The sequence below is a fragment of the Desulfohalovibrio reitneri genome, assembly GCF_000711295.1.
Lineage (GTDB): Bacteria > Desulfobacterota > Desulfovibrionia > Desulfovibrionales > Desulfovibrionaceae > Desulfohalovibrio > Desulfohalovibrio reitneri.
The window spans coordinates 1,870,123-1,887,241 of record NZ_JOMJ01000003.1 but is presented as its reverse complement, the minus strand read 5'-3'; the positions used below and the strand labels follow the sequence as shown (position 1 = coordinate 1,887,241).

Annotated in this window: 13 protein-coding genes; 8 read left to right on the top strand and 5 right to left on the bottom strand. The window is 63.7% G+C overall.

Features of this window, described 5'->3' with window-relative positions; genetic code table 11:
- Nucleotides 1-3: 3 nt before the first annotated feature.
- From N911_RS17545 to N911_RS0109375, 4 genes are all read right to left on the bottom strand, one after another.
- Complete coding sequence (locus N911_RS17545; protein ID WP_029896516.1) at nucleotides 4-822, bottom strand: helix-turn-helix domain-containing protein; 819 nt, start codon at nucleotides 820-822, stop codon at nucleotides 4-6.
- A 503-nt stretch (nucleotides 823-1,325) separates the two neighbouring features.
- Complete coding sequence (locus N911_RS0109385) at nucleotides 1,326-2,438, bottom strand: DUF362 domain-containing protein (protein WP_029896513.1); 1,113 nt, start codon at nucleotides 2,436-2,438, stop codon at nucleotides 1,326-1,328.
- Between the two features lie 4 nt (nucleotides 2,439-2,442).
- Nucleotides 2,443-3,264 carry an ATP-dependent sacrificial sulfur transferase LarE gene (gene larE, locus N911_RS0109380; protein ID WP_051694139.1) on the bottom strand — a complete coding sequence of 274 codons (822 nt, stop codon included), beginning with the start codon at nucleotides 3,262-3,264 and terminating at the stop codon, nucleotides 2,443-2,445.
- Nucleotides 3,264-4,430, bottom strand: a complete 1,167-nt coding sequence (locus N911_RS0109375; protein ID WP_029896509.1) for a homocysteine biosynthesis protein — start codon at nucleotides 4,428-4,430, stop codon at nucleotides 3,264-3,266. The genes larE and N911_RS0109375 overlap by 1 nt, the downstream gene beginning before the upstream one ends.
- 291 nt (nucleotides 4,431-4,721) lie before the next feature.
- Between N911_RS0109375 and N911_RS0109370 the strand changes: the two genes are divergently transcribed.
- The 8 genes from N911_RS0109370 (at nucleotide 4,722) to N911_RS0109335 (ending at nucleotide 15,650) form a co-directional block, all read left to right on the top strand.
- Entirely contained in the window at nucleotides 4,722-6,068 is a 1,347-nt protein-coding gene (locus N911_RS0109370) for a DnaA ATPase domain-containing protein (protein WP_237559927.1), read from the top strand.
- A gap of 135 nt (nucleotides 6,069-6,203) precedes the next feature.
- The gene (dnaN, locus tag N911_RS0109365; protein WP_029896506.1) at nucleotides 6,204-7,367 is read left to right on the top strand and encodes a DNA polymerase III subunit beta; all 1,164 of its coding nucleotides are present in this window, start codon (nucleotides 6,204-6,206) and stop codon (nucleotides 7,365-7,367) included.
- A gap of 2 nt (nucleotides 7,368-7,369) precedes the next feature.
- Nucleotides 7,370-9,787 carry a DNA topoisomerase (ATP-hydrolyzing) subunit B gene (gyrB, locus tag N911_RS0109360; RefSeq protein ID WP_035104639.1) on the top strand — a complete coding sequence of 806 codons (2,418 nt, stop codon included), beginning with the start codon at nucleotides 7,370-7,372 and terminating at the stop codon, nucleotides 9,785-9,787.
- 36 nt (nucleotides 9,788-9,823) lie between these two features.
- Complete coding sequence (gyrA, locus tag N911_RS0109355) at nucleotides 9,824-12,265, top strand: DNA gyrase subunit A (protein ID WP_029896502.1); 2,442 nt, start codon at nucleotides 9,824-9,826, stop codon at nucleotides 12,263-12,265.
- Nucleotides 12,262-13,080, top strand: coding sequence for a tetratricopeptide repeat protein (locus tag N911_RS0109350; RefSeq protein WP_029896500.1), 819 nt, complete (start codon nucleotides 12,262-12,264; stop codon nucleotides 13,078-13,080). Before gyrA ends, N911_RS0109350 begins: the two co-directional genes overlap by 4 nt.
- 402 nt (nucleotides 13,081-13,482) lie before the next feature.
- A complete protein-coding gene (locus tag N911_RS0109345) occupies nucleotides 13,483-13,755 on the top strand; it encodes a transposase (protein ID WP_029895442.1) in 273 nt (90 codons plus the stop codon).
- Nucleotides 13,752-14,528: an IS3 family transposase gene (locus tag N911_RS0109340; protein WP_051693969.1), complete on the top strand. Its 777-nt coding sequence runs from the start codon at nucleotides 13,752-13,754 to the stop codon at nucleotides 14,526-14,528. The genes N911_RS0109345 and N911_RS0109340 overlap by 4 nt, the downstream gene beginning before the upstream one ends.
- A gap of 249 nt (nucleotides 14,529-14,777) precedes the next feature.
- Nucleotides 14,778-15,650 (top strand): deoxyribonuclease IV, encoded by an 873-nt coding sequence (locus N911_RS0109335; RefSeq protein WP_029896498.1) that lies wholly within the window; start codon nucleotides 14,778-14,780, stop codon nucleotides 15,648-15,650.
- A 59-nt stretch (nucleotides 15,651-15,709) separates the two neighbouring features.
- Here N911_RS0109335 and N911_RS0109330 read toward each other — a convergent pair whose 3' ends face one another.
- Entirely contained in the window at nucleotides 15,710-17,029 is a 1,320-nt protein-coding gene (locus tag N911_RS0109330; protein ID WP_029896496.1) for an HD domain-containing protein, read from the bottom strand.
- Between the last annotated feature and the right edge of the window lie 90 nt (nucleotides 17,030-17,119).

The following is a 17,119-nucleotide window of genomic DNA, read 5'->3' as shown; positions in this document are numbered from 1 at the left end:
CCCTCACCAGCCTTCGCGACTAATCTGCTTGAACAGTTCGTACAGGAAGATCACCGGCATCAGCCTGCCGTTCACCTTCAATTCCTCGATGAGGGCCACGGTGTTGCCCTTGGGTGTCTGGCGGCGGCTGACACGCACGTGGTGGTGCTTCTCCAGGATGGGACGGCCGGGGTACTCGGTGATGTGCAGGGTCCAGCCCGCGCGCCCGCCTTCCCAGCCCAGAGCCAGGGTGCGGTCGGAGCGGCCGTTGCGGTGCACCAGGTCCACGAAGTCGGTAAGGGTGAAATGCTTCTTGCCCCGCACAGAAACCCCGAGAAACTCCTCCTCTTCGGACTGAAAAACCAGGGGCAGGCAGAGGAAGGCGTCGGACGGCCCCACGGCGTTGGCCAGCGTGCCCAAACGGCGCCGCAGTTCCTGCTTGCTTGACCGGAGCCGCTCGATCTCCCCGCGCAGGGAGGTCGTTTCCCGCTCGCGGAGGGCCCGCTCCCGGCGCAGTTCCGCCCGCAGATCCTCCATTTCCCCCGCCTGGGCGGCCAGCTCGGCCAGCACCTCGTCCAGGCGCCTGTCCACATCGCCGACCGGACGACCTGTCCCGCCGCGCGACCGCAGCTTCTCCTCCACCTCGGGCGTGGACAACCCCTCCTTGTACCAGGACGCGATGCAAGCCAGAAGCTCGGCGTCCTCCGCGGGATATCTGGTCACGCGGCCGGACTGCCTGCCGGAAAAATGGCCGTCGAACAGACGAGCGTACCGCCGCGCCGTGTTCTCCGCCAGCCCGGCAAGCTCCGCCAGCTCGGATATGAGATACACGCCATCCGCCATACCGACTCCAAAGCGACCTTTGCGGGGTCCCGCATCGATGTCAATGAGAAGAAGCCGGGCAGGGTTTTACCGTGTAAACTGGCCCCACAATCGCCCATACGCCGGGGTACTCCCCGTTCACGATCCCACCGCGCGCCATCCCGCGAACACACATGCAAAGTGAGTTTGCCGCAGGATTCAGGGGGCTCGCAGCCCCCTGGTCGCCGAAGGCGAAATGCTTTTCTTTCTCAGAAGCTCGCTTCGCTCGGGGCGTCATGCGAGGAACAAGACAGACGGGGACTAGTGTCCAATTTCGTGACCTGCGTCTGTGAAGCCAGACGACCGGGATCCGGTTTTATCGGGTTAACTAGCCACATAGCCGTCCATTGCGCCGAGTTACTCCCTCGGCTTTCACCTGACACGCCCCAACCCGCGTTACACATGCAAAGTTACTTTGCCGCAGGGTCCAGGGGGCGCGCAGCCCCCTGGTCGCCGAAGGCGAAATCTTCCCCTCTTCTCCAATCCTAGATGTGTTTCAACACATACTCCCTGCTTCCGATTCCAAGTGTTTCGGCGTGGTCGAGGCCGAGGTGGTCGGGCATGTCTTTGTTGAGGGTGGTGAACTTGTTTTGTCCGGGTTGGTAGTCGTCGGGCAGTTTGGATGGGTGGAGTGCGGGCGCCTGGTTGACGAGGTCAATGCAGGCCTGGTCGAGGGCGAGGGGGTCGGTGGAGGCGGCGATGCCGAGGTTGGGGCAAATGGGGGCGTCGGAGAAGCCGATGCAGTCGCATTCGGGTGTGACGTCGAGGATGAAGTTCACGTAGACGGCGGGTTTTTGGATGTTGTGGTAAACGGCCGAGGCGTATTCCATCATACGGCGGATGAAGCGCGCGCGTTCCAGGGACCAGTCGATGTCCACGGCCTTGGTGGGGCAGGCGTGGAAGCAGCCGCCGCAACCCACGCAGAGCTCGTGGTCGATGGTGATGCGGTCGTCCGCGTCCAGGCGGAGCGCGCCGGGGGCGCAGACTTCGATGCAGGCGCCGCAGCCCACGCAGTTTTCCGGGGTGAGTTTAGGGCCCATGGCCATGTGCTGGTGCATTTTGCCCTTGCGGGTGGCGCAGCCCATGGCCAGGTTTTTCAGCGCGCCACCGAAGCCCGCGGCGATGTGCCCCTTGAAGTGGGAGAGGACGGCCATGGCCTCGGCGTTAAGGATGTCGGCGGCCAGGTGGGCCTCTGTGAGTTCCGTGCCGTTGGGGATGGATACGGTGGTCTCGTTGGTGGAGTTGAGGCCGTCGGCCATGTGCACGGGCGCGCCCAGGACGGCCGGGTCGAAACCGTGTCGGCGGGCAAGCAGGGAGTGGTCCACAGCGTTGCCGCGCTGCCCCACGTAGAGGGTGGCGGTGTCGGTGAGGAAGGGTTTGCTTTCCAGTTCCAGGAGGCGGTCGATGATGGGCTTGACCAGATGGGGGGCCAGGAAGCCGGTGACGCCCGCCTCGCCGAAATGGAGCTTGACCGCGGTGAGGTCGTCCTTGGCGATGTGGTCGGCCACGGGCAGGGCGTCCAGGAGCTTTGCCAGCTTGGCGTGGGTGGGAGCCTTGCCGGAGGCGCGCAGGTTCCAGAAATGGACGGTGGAGGCCATGGGGTCAACTCCTTCGGGGCCCGCTCTGGGCGGGGTCTGGCTGGGTATCGTAGAAACCGCTCAAGCGTTCGCTGAATACGATTTCCGGCACTATTCCATAAACGTTTTGTATTTCGTTTCGTAGTCTATCAAGGAGTGATTCACCGCATTCCGCGTGGCGCGGAAGCTGCAAAAGCACCTGCCCGGGCGCGGGCAACCGCAGCCGGAACTCCCGCACGCCCAGGGACTCCACACGGTACTCCGCGCGCAGCAACAGGTCGAGGTCGGCGCGGCCGATGGCGTGGCCGTAGGGAAAGCGGGTCAGGGCGCAGGCGCGGGAGGGCTGGTCCGGGTCGCTGAGGCCGTGTTGGGCGGCCAGGGCGCGGATGTCCGGCTTGCCGATGCCGAGTTCGGCCAGGGGGGAGCGCACGCCCAGTTCGCGCAGGGCCTGGAGGCCGGGGCGGTACTCGCCCAGGTCCGAGGCGTTGGTTGCGTCCAGCAGATGGGGCGGGCCCAGGCTGTCCGCCTTCTCCCGCATGGCGGCGAAAAGGTAGCGCTTGCAGTGGTAGCAGCGGTCCCGGGCGTTTTCCCGCACCGGACCCAGGGTCAGGGGGTCCAGGTCCAGCACGTGGAAGGGAACACCGTGCTCCGCGAGCCAAGCCACGGCTCCCTCGCTCTCCCAGGGAGGGACGTGGGGGCCGCGCACGTGCAGGGCGGTGAAGGGCAACCGCAGGCCCAGCAGCAGCCAGGCCAGCAGGCGCGAGTCCAGACCGCCGGACACGGCCAGGGCCATGCCCTCCCGGGCCGGGGCGGCCAGGGTTTCGCGGAGGGATTCGCGCGCGTCCATCACTCGGAGACGATCTTCTCCTGGGACTCGGTGAGCAGGAAGGAGCCCTCGGCGATCATTTTCTTCAGGTTCTCGGCCATCTCCCGGGCCAGCACCTGGGAGGAGAGCGGCGAGGTGGGCACCTTCCGGTCCTTGACCCTGATTTCGCCCGAGGCCAACTCCTCGTAGGTCACGCGGGTTATTATCTTGCCCGTGCCCTGCGGGTAGTCGTGGCCGTAGTCCATGACCTGCATCTCGATGTCCGAGTCTGCCACGCCGGTGAAGAAGGCCATGTCCTCGTCCAGGATGGGGATGGGAATGGCCGCGCCCACGGACAGCGAGGGCCCGTAGCCCCGGAAGGAGACGCCGCGCAGGTAGCGCGGGTCCATGCCCTTGAGGTCGCCGCGCACCATGAGGGTTCCGGCGGGCTGCATGGGGATGCCGCGCTCGTTGCGCTTGGGCTTGGCGTTGTGCTGGGTTCCCGCGCCCAGAACCCAGCCGGTGCCGCCGCCCAGGAGGATGCGCGTGCCCAGGCCGATGGTGCGGAAGAAGGGGTCGTTGAACAGCGGCGAGAGGCAGCCGGCGGTGGCGAAGTTGGCGTTGCGCATGCCCGGCTTCAGCGGCCCCATGTAGGTGTAGATGGTCCGCGAGGTGAGGTTCACCGCCACGTTGTAGTTCTGGTAGCAGTTGCGGGGGTTGAAGAGCTGGGCGTAGGGCAACTGGGCGAGGGTGACGTCCTTCTCGATCTCCGTGCGTGGGTAGCAGTCGGTGCCGTATCCCTTGGCCAGGAGGCGCACAGCCCTCCCCCGCGCCAAGTCCTCGATGACGTGGCCGCCGCCGTATTTGAAGGAGCCGGGGTAGACCTTGTTCAGGGGATCGTCGCGGTGGGGCTCCGTGGCGCCCAGGAAGGCGTCCACGGCCGCTATGCCGCCGTAGCAGGGCACGCCGTTGAGGCTGACCTCGGAAGCCTTGATCATGGGCGGTTCCTGGCCGATGTTGAATACAACACCGGAAGAGCACATGGGCGAGAAGGTGCCCGTGGTGACGACATCCACCTCGGCCGCGGCCCTGGCCTTGCCCTGGCGGCGCACGGCCTCGGTCATTTCCTCGGCCGTGAGCACCACGGCTTTCCCCTGCTTGATGCGTTCGTTGATCTCGGCGATAGTCTTGGTCTTTTTGGCGGCCATGTCTGCTCCTTGGTCCCGATCGGGGCCCCGGAAGGATGCCCAAAGCGTGTACCGATGGCAACCGGGAGGCCGCGGAAGAACCGCGCCGTATCTCTACCGCGAAAATACAACCTTTTTCCCAAGTCCTGGGGAAACTCCACCAAAGCGGTGGACAACCTGTTGAGAACCAGGGCTTCCGGGGCAGAAAAACCTTGGCGAAAGCCTGTATTTTCGCTATACGGGGACGAATTCAAACGGGGTGGCCGCGAGGGGGGAAAATCAGCCCGGCCAAGCCCGCGACCGGTGTCCGAAGTGCCGCAATCCGCAACAGACCACAACACCCCGGACAGCGTGAAAACCTCGCTCCGCACCCATCTGGAACAGTCCTTTTCCGACCAGGAACTGAAGCGGTGGTTCGATCCGCTGGACGTGCGCTACGACCCGGACGAGAAACGGCTCGACGTGGGCTTTCCCCACGCTTTTTTCTCCTCTTGGTTCGCCCAGCACGTGCAGGACCGGTTCGAGGAGCAGATGAACGGCTTCTTCGGCCCGGGCTCCATCATCAGCTACGGCCACAACGGCCACGGCGCGGGCACGTCGGAAACCGCCTCCACAGCCGGGAAAGAGCGGGTCAAGTCGCTGGATTTCCCCTTCGGCAACCAGTTCACCTTCGACTCCTTCCTGATAAACAAGAAGAACTACTTCCCCCTGGCCTCGGCCAGGGAGGTGGCCAAACAGGACAGCGTGGTCTTCAACCCGTTCGTGGTCTGCGGGGAGCACGGCTCCGGCAAGACCCACCTGCTCAAGGCCATAGCCAACGAGATAGCCCGGCGCACCGATCCGCAGTCCATCTACTTCGGCACGGTGGAGGATCTGGCCGCCCTGTTCAAGCAGGACGACTCCTTTTCCGCCCGGCGGCAGCTTTCCGCCTACCAGGTGCTGGTGCTGGACGACTTCCAGCTCATCCAGCACAGCCCCAATCTGCAGCAGGAACTCATCATCCTCTTCAACGCCTTTCACGACCAGAAAAAGCAGATGGTCTTCGGCTGCGCCGATCGCGTGACCACCTACGAGTTCCTCAACCCCACCCTCAAGTCGCGGCTGGAGTGGGGACTCATCGTCAACCTCAAGCAGCCGGACCTGGAAGTGCGGGTGCGCTTCATCCAGAACCAGTGCCGGCAGAAGAAGATAACCCTGGACAAGGAACAGGTCCTCATCCTGGCCCAGCGCTTCCGCGACTTCCGCTACCTGCAGGGCATCCTGCTGAAGCTGTTCGCCTACAAGGAGCTGGTCAACAAGGACATCGGGCCCAAGGACTTCCAGCACGTCCTCTCCCACACCGAGGAGAAACCGCAGCCCGCCCTGAGTCCGGACCTGATCATCGACATCGTGTCCTCGCACTTCGGGCTGCAGCCCAAGGATCTCAAGGGCTCCCAGCGCCGCCACGAAATCGTGCGGGCGCGGCAGATGGCCATGTTCCTCTGCCGGGAGATGCTGGGCAGTTCCTATCCCGCTCTGGGCCGCATCTTCGGGGGCAAGGACCACTCCACGGCCCTGTACGCCGTGAATAAGATCAAGAAAATCCAGAAGGTTAACAAAGAAACGAAAAACGTGTTGAAAACCCTGAAGCAAAAATGTCTCTCCTCGGAAGCCGAATGAACGGACCCCGGACAAAGCGCTGTCGAGCGACATTTCAGCAACATGGTTGTGTTCCGATTTTCGTGATTGATTCCGGTATTTTGTCATAAAAAAGAACAAAGGAACCGGCATTTACTGCAATCACAAGGAGTATACATGTATTTAAGAGTGATCAGAGATGACATCATCGAAGGCCTGCACAAGTCCTCGAACATCATCCCGGCCAAGACGGGCGCGGCCTTTCTGCGCACCATCTGGATGAAGGCCGAGGGCGACACCCTGCGCATCATGTCCACGGACTCCAATCTGGAGTTCACCGGCGCCTACCCGGCCACAGTGCAGGAAGAGGGCCTGGCGGGCGTGCAGGGCCGCTCCTTCTACGACCTGGTGCGCAAACTGCCCCCCGGCGAAATCACCGTGCGCACCGAGGCCGAAGGGTCCAACCTGCTCATCGAGCAGGGCAAGCGGAAGTACAAGCTGCCCACCAACGATCCCACCTGGTTCCAGAAGTTCTCCGACCATCCCGAGTCCGGGGGCGTCTACTGGTCCGGCGATTTCCTCCAGGAACTCATCGATCGGGTGAGCTACTGCATTTCCGACGAGGACACCATGGAGGCCATCGCCTGCATGAACGTGGTTCCCGTGGACGGGGAGAACGGCAAGTCCATTCGCGCCCTGGGGCTGAACGGCCACCAGTTCGCCATGCTGGGCTTCACCAATGACGACATCGTGGATATGCTCCCCGAGGGCGGCATGCTCATCCAGAAGAAGTACCTCACCGAGCTGAAGAAGTGGCTCTCGGGCGAGGAGATAGAGATGGCCCTGGACGACAAGCGGCTCTTCTTCCGCACCCGCGACCAGGTGGAGACCTTCTCCCTGCCGCTGTCATTCTACCAGTACCCGGACTACACCACCTTCCTCTCCAAGGTGAGCGATGACGCCCAGGGCAGCCTGACCCTCGACCGCGAGGAGCTGGCCGACTCCCTGGACCGCATCCTGATCTTCAACTCCGAGAACAACCGCACCGTCTCCTTCTCCTTCGAGAACGGCGAGATGCAGCTCTTCTCCCAGGGACAGGACGTGGGCACGGCCAACGAGACCCTGCCCGTGGAATTCAGCGGGGGGCTGGACAAGATCGCCTTCCCCACCCGCAACCTCATCGAGATCCTCTCCCACTTCAATTCCGAGCGGGTCACCTTCAACTTCACGGGCAGCGAGGGGCCGTGCGGCATCCGGGGCGAGGACGACCCCGAATACCTGGTCATCATCATGCCCATGAAGATCGTCGAGGAAACCTACTACACCGAGGAAGAGGCCTAACCATGAGTCAGCTTCCCCAGGACGGGCCGCAAAAAGGCGGCGCCGAGTACAGCGAAACCAGCATCACGGTGCTGGAAGGGCTGGCCGCGGTGCGCATGCGCCCGGCCATGTACATCGGCTCCACGGACATCCGCGGCCTGCACCATCTGGTCTACGAGGTGGTGGACAACTCCATCGACGAGGCCATGGCCGGCCACTGCGGCCGCATCAAGGTCACGCTTCACCTGGACAACTCGGTAACGGTGTCGGACGACGGCCGCGGCATTCCCGTGGGCATGCACCCCAAGCTGAACAAGCCGGCCGTGGAAGTGGTCATGACCAAGCTGCACGCCGGCGGCAAGTTCGACAACGAGTCGTACAAGGTCTCCGGCGGCCTGCACGGCGTGGGCGTGTCCTGCGTCAACGCCCTGTCCGAGTATTTGGAAGTCGTGGTCAAGCGCGACGGCCAGCGCTGGCACATGCGCTTCGAGCGCGGCGTGCCCGTTACCGAGCTGGAGAACCAGGGCGAGGCCGCCGAGCGCGGCACCACCATCCGCTTCCGCCCGGACGAGGAAATCTTCGAGACCAACCAGTTCGACTTCGACATTCTGCGCAAGCGCTTCCAGCAGGTGGCCTATCTCAACTCGGGCCTGGGAATCGAGTTCATCGACGAGCGCACCCAGCAGGAGGAAACCTTCCGCTACGACGGCGGCATCCGCGAGTTCGTCAAGGATCTCAACGAGGGCCAGACCGAGTTGCACACCATGCTCTACGGCGAGGGGGAGCAGGAAGGCGTGGTGGTGGAGTTCGCCCTGCAGTACAACGCTGGCTACAAGGAATCGGTGCTGACCTTCGCCAACAACATCCGCACCAAGGAAGGCGGCACCCACCTGGTGGGCTTCAAGACCGCCTTCACCCGGGCCATCAACAACTACATCAACTCCGCCGACCTGCCCAAGAAGCTCAAGCAGAAGGTGACGGGCGAGGACGTGCGCGAGGGCATGACCGCGGTCATCTCCGTGAAGCTGCCCGACCCGCAGTTCGAGGGCCAGACCAAGACCAAGCTGGGCAACTCCGAGGTCACGGGCATCGTCTCGTCCCTCTTCTACGAGAAGTTCACCACCTTCCTGCAGGAGAGTCCCCCCGACGCCAAGGCCATCGTGGAGAAGATCGTGGACGCGGCCCGCGCCCGCGAGGCCGCCCGCAAGGCCCGCGACTTGGTGCGCCGCAAGGGTGCGCTGTCCGACAACGCCCTGCCCGGCAAGCTGGCCGATTGCCAGACCAAGAAGCCCGAGGACTCCGAGCTCTACATCGTGGAGGGCGACTCCGCGGGCGGCTCGGCCAAGCAGGGCCGCGACCCCAAGTTCCAGGCCATCCTTCCCCTGCGCGGCAAGATCCTCAACGTGGAGAAGACGCGCTTCGACAAGATGCTCTCCAACAAGGAGATACGCGCCCTCATCACGGCCATGGGCGCGGGCATCGGCGAGGACGAGATGGACCTGGACAAGCTGCGCTACCACCAGATCGTCATCATGACCGACGCGGACGTGGACGGCGCGCACATCCGCACCCTGCTGCTGACTTTCTTCTTCCGCCAGTACGTGCAGCTCATCGAGCGCGGGCATCTCTACATCGCCCAGCCGCCGCTGTACCGCGTGAGCAAGGGCAAGTTCGAGCGCTACATCGCCACCGAGGAGGAGCTGCGCAAGTTCCTGCTGGGCAAGGTGGCCGGCAACCTGCACCTCATCACCTCCGACGGCACCGAACTCACCGGCGGCAAGCTGACCCGGTTCATGGAAAAGATCAGCTTCATCCAGGGCAAGATGGACGAGGCGGCCAACTACGGCATCGACGAGATGCTGCTCATGTGCATCCTCACCCACCCCGAGCGGCTGCTGCCCGACCATTTCCTGGGCCAGGACTTCGAGCGCTTCCGCAAGACCATGGAGGACTGCGGCTTCGACTGCTCCGTGGAGCGGGACGAGGACATGGACGAGGTGGAGCCGCGCGTCTTCGTCAACTTCGAGACCGCCTCGGGCCACTCCACCCGCCTGGGCGTGGAGTTCTTCAACTCCCGCATCTACAAGCAGTCCTTCGAGAAGATGGAGGAAATCCGCGAGGTGGCCCCCACGGACGAGTTCACCCTGCGCCGCAAGGAGGAGGAAACCACCGTGGTGGGCCTCTTCCCGCTGATGGCCTGGGTGCTGGAGGAGGCCCACAAGGGCTACCACATCCAGCGCTACAAGGGTCTGGGCGAGATGAACCCGGAACAGCTCTGGGAAACCACCATGAATCCCGAGAACCGCACCATGCTGCAGGTGTCCATCGAGGACGCCATGGAGGCGGACGACATCTTCCAGAAACTCATGGGCGACAAGGTCGAGCCCAGGCGCGACTTCATCGAGAAGAACGCCCTGGCCGTGGCCGAACTGGACATCTAGCCCCGCGCGGCAACCACCGTCCCCAGAGGAGACGACGTGAAAGTCAGCATCGAACAGGAAATCAAGAAATCCTACCTGGAGTATTCCCTCTCGGTCATCATCGGCCGGGCCATTCCGGACGTGCGCGACGGGCTCAAGCCCGTGCATCGGCGCATCCTCTACGCCATGCACGAGCTGGGGAACACCTACAACCGGCCCTACAAGAAGTCCGCCCGCGTGGTCGGCGACGTCATCGGTAAGTACCACCCCCACGGTGACTCCGCGGTGTACGACGCCCTGGTCCGCATGGCCCAGGACTTCTCCATGCGCGACCCCCTGGTGGACGGGCAGGGCAACTTCGGCTCCATCGACGGCGACGCAGCCGCGGCCATGCGTTACACCGAGGCGCGCATGTCCCGCCTCTCCGGCGAGTTCCTGGCGGACATCGAGAAGGAGACCGTCAACTGGCGGGCCAACTACGACAACTCTCTGCAGGAGCCCATCGTCCTGCCCGCCAAGGTGCCCGCCCTGCTGCTCAACGGCTCCGCGGGCATCGCCGTGGGCATGGCCACCAACATCCCGCCGCACAACCTGGGCGAGCTGGTGGACGCCACCGTGCACCTCTTGGACAACCCGGACTGCCAGATCCCCGACCTGACCCACTTCGTCAAGGGACCGGACTTCCCCACCGGGGCCTCCCTCTACGGCGGGCAGGGCATGGCCGAGGCCTACGCCACCGGCCGGGGCACCGTGCGCATCCGGGGCACCATCGAGCGGGAGGAGGACAAGAAGGGTCGCATCTCCCTGATCATCTCCGAAATCCCCTACGCCCTGAACAAAGCCGGGCTGGTGGAGAAAATCGCCCACCTGGTCAACGACCGCAAGATCGAGGGCGTGGCCGACCTGCGCGACGAGTCGGACCGCAACGGCATCCGCATCGTGCTGGACCTCAAGAAGGGGTCCATCCCGGACATCATCGAGAACTCCCTCTACAAGTACACCCCGCTGGAATCCTCCTTCGGCATCAACATGATGGCCGTGGCCGACTCCAGGCCCCAACTCCTCAACCTCAAGCAGATCCTCAACCACTTCCTGCGGCACCGGCGCGAGGTGGTCCTGCGGCGCACCCGCTTCGACCTGGACAAGGCCGAAAGGCGGGCCCACATCCTGGAAGGGCTGCGCATCGCCGTGGACAACATCGACGAAGTGGTGGCCATAATCCGCGGCTCCGCCAACCCGCCAGAGGCCAAGACCAACCTCATGAACCGCTTCGAGCTGTCCGACGCCCAGTCCCAGGCCATCCTGGACATGCGGTTGCAAAGGCTGACCTCCATGGAGCACGAAAAGCTCCTGGAAGAGTACCGGGGCCTCATCAAGAAGATCGAGTTCTACAACTCCATCCTCAACTCCGACGAGGTGCTGCGCGGGGTCATCCGCGACGAGTTGCTGGACCTGAAAAAGACCTACGCCACGCCGCGCAAGACCCAGATTCTGGCCCAGGACCCCTCGGAGATCGACATCGAGGACCTCATCGCCGACGAGGAGGTGGTCATCACCCTCTCCCGCCGGGGCTACTGCAAGCGCGTGCCGCTGGATTCCTACCAGCAGCAGAAACGGGGTGGCAAAGGCATCGCCGGGGTGCAGACCAGCGAAGGAGACATGATCCACTCCTTCATCACCACCACCAATCACCAGAACCTGCTTCTGTTCACCAACCTTGGCCGCATGCTGACCATCAAGGTCCACCGCGTGCCCGAGGGCTCCCGCTACGCCAAAGGCGCGCACATCGCCAACCTGGTGCCCCTGGAGCGGGACGAGTACGTGGCCACGGCCATGTCCGTGCGCGAGTTCTCGGACGACTACTACTTCCTCTTCGTGACCAAGCGGGGCATGGTCAAGCGCACCGTGGCCTCGCTCTACCAGAACGTGCGCGCCTCCGGCATCAGGGCCGTCAACCTCAAGGACAACGACGAGCTTGTCCTGGTGCGGCAAATCGAGCACGACGACGAGATCGTCCTCACCACCCAGGACGGCCTGGCCATCCGCTTCTCCTGCAACGAGGTCCGCCCCATGGGCCGCACCGCCGCCGGCGTGAAAGGCATAGCCCTGCGCGGCGACGACAAGGTGGTAGGGGGCGTGGTTGTGCCCCCGGAAAACCAGGAGAAACCCGTCCCGGGCAAGGGCCATCTGCTGACCATCTCGGAAAGCGGCTACGGCAAGCGCACCCTCATCTCCCACTACCGCATCCAGTCGCGTGGCGGGCGGGGCGTCATCAACATGAAGGTAACGCCCAAGACCGGGCAGGTCATCGGCTCCATGCTGGTGGACCAGAACGACGAACTCATCATGCTCACCTCGGGCAACAAGATCGTCCGCATCTCGGTCAAGGACATCTCCGTGGTGGGACGCGCCACCCAGGGCGTGCGGCTGGCCAATCTGGACGGCGGCAACCTGGTGGGCTTCGACATCGTGCGCGAAAACGGCGTGGACAAGACATGACGCGCCTCGGGAGGGGGCTCGCGCCCACGGCCGCCGTCGGCGCGGCCCTCCTCCTGGCGCTGCTTCTGGCAAGCGCCTGCTCCCCACGGGACGAGGCCAAGAACCCCGTTCTGACGCAGGCCGACGACGCCTACGCCCAGGGCCTCTACCTGGAGGCGGAAAACCTCTACCAGCGCTACATCCAGGAATACCCGGAGGGAAAACGCCGCTGGCACGCCTGGAAACGCATCCTGGAAATCCTCAACGTGGTCAAAAACGACCAGGAAAAGGCCCTCCTGGTCCTCGAAGCCATGCTCCTGGAGTTCGGGCCGCAACCCGAGCGCGCGCGCACCGTGCTCCTGAAGACAGGCGATCTGCACTTGCGACGGGGCGACCTGGACGAAGCCCTGGAAGCCTGGCAGAAAGCCGCCCGCCTGGACGTGGACGGGGCCAACCCCTGCGACCTCTACGAGCGCATATCCTCGGCCCACTTCCAGGCTGGACGCTTCGACCTGGCACAGGACACCCTGCGTGACTGCGTGGAATCTCAGGACGCAAAGTCCTGCCACCCCCAATGCAACGTGGACCTGGCCATGACCTACACCTTCCAGGAAAACTGGCCCAAAGCCAAAGACATCCTCACCGACCTCCTCCAGGACAAATCCCTCCCCCAGCGCGAACACGACATGGCCGTCTACTTCCTGGCCGAAACCGCCCTGCAGACCGGCGATCCGGAAAAGGCCGGAGAACTCCTGCGATCCATCCAAGACTCCTTTCCCAACCCCAAGGCCATCGAAACCAAGCTCAAGGAGTTGGAGGAAAACCAAGCCAAGTAAAACGGCGCAGCCGGAGGACTACAAGCCAATTCCGCGTCCGACACATCGCTAACCAAGCGGGTTGGCGATGTTTTACCGACTAATAGCCCCACAATCGCTTATTCGCCGGAGTGCTCCCTTTCAAAGCTCCCACCGCGCGCCATCCCGCGAACACACATGGAAAATGAGTTTGCCGCAGGGACCAGGGGGGGGCGCAGCCCCCCTGGTCGCCGAAGGGGAATATTTCCCTCCTTGGGAACGGATGGTGGCTGGGTGGAAGTTCAGGGCAGTGGGAAAGGGAGGAAAAATCCTTTAAAAACGGTTTTTTCCTCCCTTTCACACGCCCTCATATCCTGCCCCCAGTTTGAAACAGCCTTGATTTAAGTGGAAGTCCGTGGCTTCTCAACAGGCAGGAGGTTTGCCATGAAGCGACGGAAGTGGACCCCGGAGCAGAAGACACGGGTCGTCCTCGAAGGCCTTCGAGGACGACCCGTGGGCGAAGTGTGCGCCGAGTACGCCATCTCGCAGAACCAGTACTACAAGTGGCGCGATCAATTCCTTGCCCAGGCGCACAAAGCGTTCGAGACCGAGCACGGCGCACAGCGTACGGCCAAGCTTGAGCGCGAGAACATGAAGCTCAAAAGCCTGATCGGTGAGTTGACCATTGAGCTAAAAAAAAGCGGGCCGTTCGGATGAAGCGTGGACCATATGCAAAGGTCGCCGAGCGCAACGCCGACCTCCTGGCCCGCATTCGCGGCATCAAGGCCGACCATCCGTTCTGGGGATACCGTCGGGTCTGGGCGTTTCTGCGCTTCGTGGACGGCGTAGTCGTCGGCAAAAATCGCGTCTACCGGCTCATGAGCGAGCATGACCTCACGGTGAAGCCCAACCTGCGACTCAAGGCCAAACGCAGGCCGACCGGCGTCAAGCCCCGGCCCACGCGACCCAACGAGTGGTGGGGTATCGACATGACCAAAATCAAGATTGACGGCTACGGCTGGCTGTACGTGGTCATTGTGCTTGATTGGCGCACCAAGAAGGTCGTCGGCCATTACGCCGGCGACCAGGCCAAGGCGTGGCATTGGCTCTCGGCGCTCAACGCGGCTGTCGGCAGGCAGTTCCCCGAAGGCGTGCGCGACGGCGGTCTTCATCTCATGGCCGACAACGGCTGCCAGCCGACCTCGGCGAGCTTCATGAAGGCTTGCCGCGTCATGGACATCAAACTCGCCTTCACCAGCTACAACAACCCAAAAGGCAATGCCGACACCGAGCGCTTCATGCGCACCATGAAGGAAGAGCTGGTCTGGATTAATGAATGGCGTAGCCCGACGGCCTTTTGCCAAGCCTTGGGCTCCTGGATCGAAGAATACAACCAAGGCTACCTGCACTCGGCGCTGGGGTATAAAACCCCGGTGACAACCGAGCAGGAACTGATCAACTCGCGGACTCTCTTAAAAAAGGCTTGCTAAACCGGGGGCAGTACACTCACCCTCCTTTTCCGAAATTTTTATATCGCTCGCTTCGCTCGGGGGTGTGGTGCGGACACGTGGTAGCCGGAGAGCAACAACTGCATTTCGCGTCCTACGTATCTGGAGACAAACAGTCAGAGCGGGGTGCCGCCGGGGGTTCGAATTCCGCAGTCGCCGCGTCGCCGAAGGCGAAATCTTCCCCTCTTTCTCCCTGGCATCCAAGTTCGAAATCCTCTATTGCCTCCCTCCATGGGACCGTATTTTGGAGCGCACATGCCGGCTGGGGGTGGACTGGAACGGGTTTTCGAGCGGATCCGTTCGGTTGACGGGGAGTCGCTGCAGCTGTTCACGCGGAACCAGCGGCAGTGGCTGGCCAAGCCGGTGGAGGACGCGGAATCGGACAGGTTCCGGGCCGCCCTGGCGGAATGGGGGCGGCCTGCGGAGCGGATGGCCTCGCACGCCTCGTATCTCATCAACCTGGCCTCGCCCAAGGACGAGTTGTGGGGCAAGAGCGTGGCCGCGCTGGCCGAGGAGGCGGCGCGGTGCGTCAAGCTGGGCGTGCCGTACGTGGTGTTGCATCCGGGCGCGCATACGGGCAGCGGCGCCGAGGCCGGGGTGGAGCGTGTGGCCGCCGGGCTGGACAAGGTGCTGGAGGCGGCTCCCGAGGGTGTTGCGGTCTTGTTGGAGAACACGGCCGGTCAGGGCAGTGCCCTGGGGTCCACGCCCCGGGAGCTTGGTGCGATCATCGCCACCTCGCGGTGTTCGGAGAGGCTGGGGATATGCCTGGACACGGCCCACGCCTTCGCCGCGGGGTACGACCTGCGCGCGGCCGAAGGGCTGGAGGGGTTGCTGGCCGAGGTGCGGGAGCACGTGGGGCTTGAGCGGCTGCGGTTCGTGCATGCCAACGACTCCTTGCGGGAAATGGGGTCGAACAAGGACCGCCATGCCCACATCGGTGAGGGGGAGATCGGCCTGGAGGGATTTGGTCTGCTGGTGAACCACCCGGCGCTGGACGGCCTGCCGGTGGTGCTGGAAACGCCCAAGGACGAGGACCTGGAGGACGACCGCAGGGGGATCGCCGCCCTGCGGTCGCTGCTGCGAACCAGGCCCGAAGGGCGATGAAAACGGCCCGCCGCGTTTGCACGCGACGGGCCGGATGATTGCGCAATGTCCTGTGGAAGCTACATGGCTTCCTTGTAGGCCAGCACAAAGTCCACCGCCTCGGGCACGCTGGTGACCTTGCCCTCCACCTGGGCCTGGAGCAGGGCCTCGCGGATGATGCCGATGGCCGGGCCGGGCTTGAGCCCGGTGAACTCCATGATTTCGTTGCCGTTGAGCAGCGGTTCGCTCATCTCTTCCGGCGTTTCGGCCTTTTCCAGCATTTTGAGGTTGTGGTTGAAGTTGGTGTAGTTGCCGCCGCGCGCCTTGGTGTCCGCCCTGGCCATCTCGATGAGGCGGGGGTACTCGTCCAGGGCTTTGAAGCGCCGCGCGCCGCGCTCGGTGAGCATGTACTGGAAGCGCATGTGGTGGCGCACCAGGTGGCAGATAAGGTCCACCTCGTTGGGTGGCATCCTGAGCCGTCCCAGAATCTTGCGGGCCACCTGCGCGCCGATGCGGTGGTGCTGGTGGAAGTGCCACTTGCCGTCGTAGTATTCTGCGGTGAAGAGCTTGCCCACATCGTGCAGCAGGCAGGCCATGACCCCGTACCAGTCGTAGGGCAGTTCCTCGGGGTAGTGGCGCATTACCTCCAGCACGTGGGTCAGCACCGTCTCCTCCTCGCCGGACTCGTTGCGGATGTGCTTGAGGCGCGAGAGGGCGGCGATTTCCGGCAGCAGGCCGTGCAGAAGCTGCGACTCCATGAGCAGGTCCACGAACTTCCACATGGCCTCGGCCTCCACCTTGCGCCACTCGTCCATGACATCGGTGACGGCGGTGTAGTCCAGGATGCGCTGGGCGGAGCGGATGATGGCCACCCAGGTGTTCTGCTCGATGGGCAGGTTGTAGTTGGCCGCGAAGCGCAGGGCCCGCAGCCCGAAAAGCAGGTTTCTCTTGAGCGTTTCGGACGGCGCGCCAACCAGGCGGATTCGGCCCTCGTTCATGTCCGCGAACCCCTCGTGGGCGTCCTCGGCGTGGCGCACGTAGGGGCAGGCCAGGGAAGAGGACATCTCCTGGCGTTCCTCCATGCGCCGCAAAATGCGCGGGGTGGCGCAGGTGAGGATGGTCTCCGGGTGGGCCGCCTCCACGTTGTAGGCGGGGTAGAAGCGGATGGTCACACCGCCTTCCGTCATCACGGCCTTCTCGCCGCGCTGGGAGGATTGGGACACGTTGGGGAAGATCTTCATCAGCTCGTCCGCGTCCATGTCCGTGGCGATGTCGACCTCGTTCTCGCTGAGGTCGCGTTCAAGCTCCTGCTGGAAACGGGCGTTGATGACGTAGGCGTCGTAGCCGTTGCGCAGGATGGTCTTGCAGATGGAAACCGCGTCCTTGTAGGGCTGGGTCATGCCGTATCACCTCGCTGGGCGGGTCTGGTTCAATTCTCGGGAGCCCCAAACCGGGGCGCGCGAAACGTTCTAGCAGAAGCGGACGGGAAA

Bases quoted from the DNA above. Each gene is read 5' to 3' on its own strand.
- larE (WP_051694139.1), bottom strand. From the start codon at position 3,264: ATGGACGCGCGCGAATCCCTCCGCGAAACCCTGGCCGCCCCGGCCCGG.
- N911_RS0109385 (WP_029896513.1), bottom strand. From the start codon at position 2,438: ATGGCCTCCACCGTCCATTTCTGGAACCTGCGCGCCTCCGGCAAGGCT.
- N911_RS0109330 (WP_029896496.1), bottom strand. From the start codon at position 17,029: ATGACCCAGCCCTACAAGGACGCGGTTTCCATCTGCAAGACCATCCTG.
- N911_RS0109335 (WP_029896498.1), top strand. From the start codon at position 14,778: ATGGGACCGTATTTTGGAGCGCACATGCCGGCTGGGGGTGGACTGGAA.
- N911_RS0109345 (WP_029895442.1), top strand. From the start codon at position 13,483: ATGAAGCGACGGAAGTGGACCCCGGAGCAGAAGACACGGGTCGTCCTC.
- dnaN (WP_029896506.1), top strand. From the start codon at position 6,204: ATGTATTTAAGAGTGATCAGAGATGACATCATCGAAGGCCTGCACAAG.
- N911_RS0109350 (WP_029896500.1), top strand. From the start codon at position 12,262: ATGACGCGCCTCGGGAGGGGGCTCGCGCCCACGGCCGCCGTCGGCGCG.
- gyrB (WP_035104639.1), top strand. From the start codon at position 7,370: ATGAGTCAGCTTCCCCAGGACGGGCCGCAAAAAGGCGGCGCCGAGTAC.
- N911_RS0109340 (WP_051693969.1), top strand. From the start codon at position 13,752: ATGAAGCGTGGACCATATGCAAAGGTCGCCGAGCGCAACGCCGACCTC.
- N911_RS17545 (WP_029896516.1), bottom strand. From the start codon at position 822: ATGGCGGATGGCGTGTATCTCATATCCGAGCTGGCGGAGCTTGCCGGG.
- N911_RS0109375 (WP_029896509.1), bottom strand. From the start codon at position 4,430: ATGGCCGCCAAAAAGACCAAGACTATCGCCGAGATCAACGAACGCATC.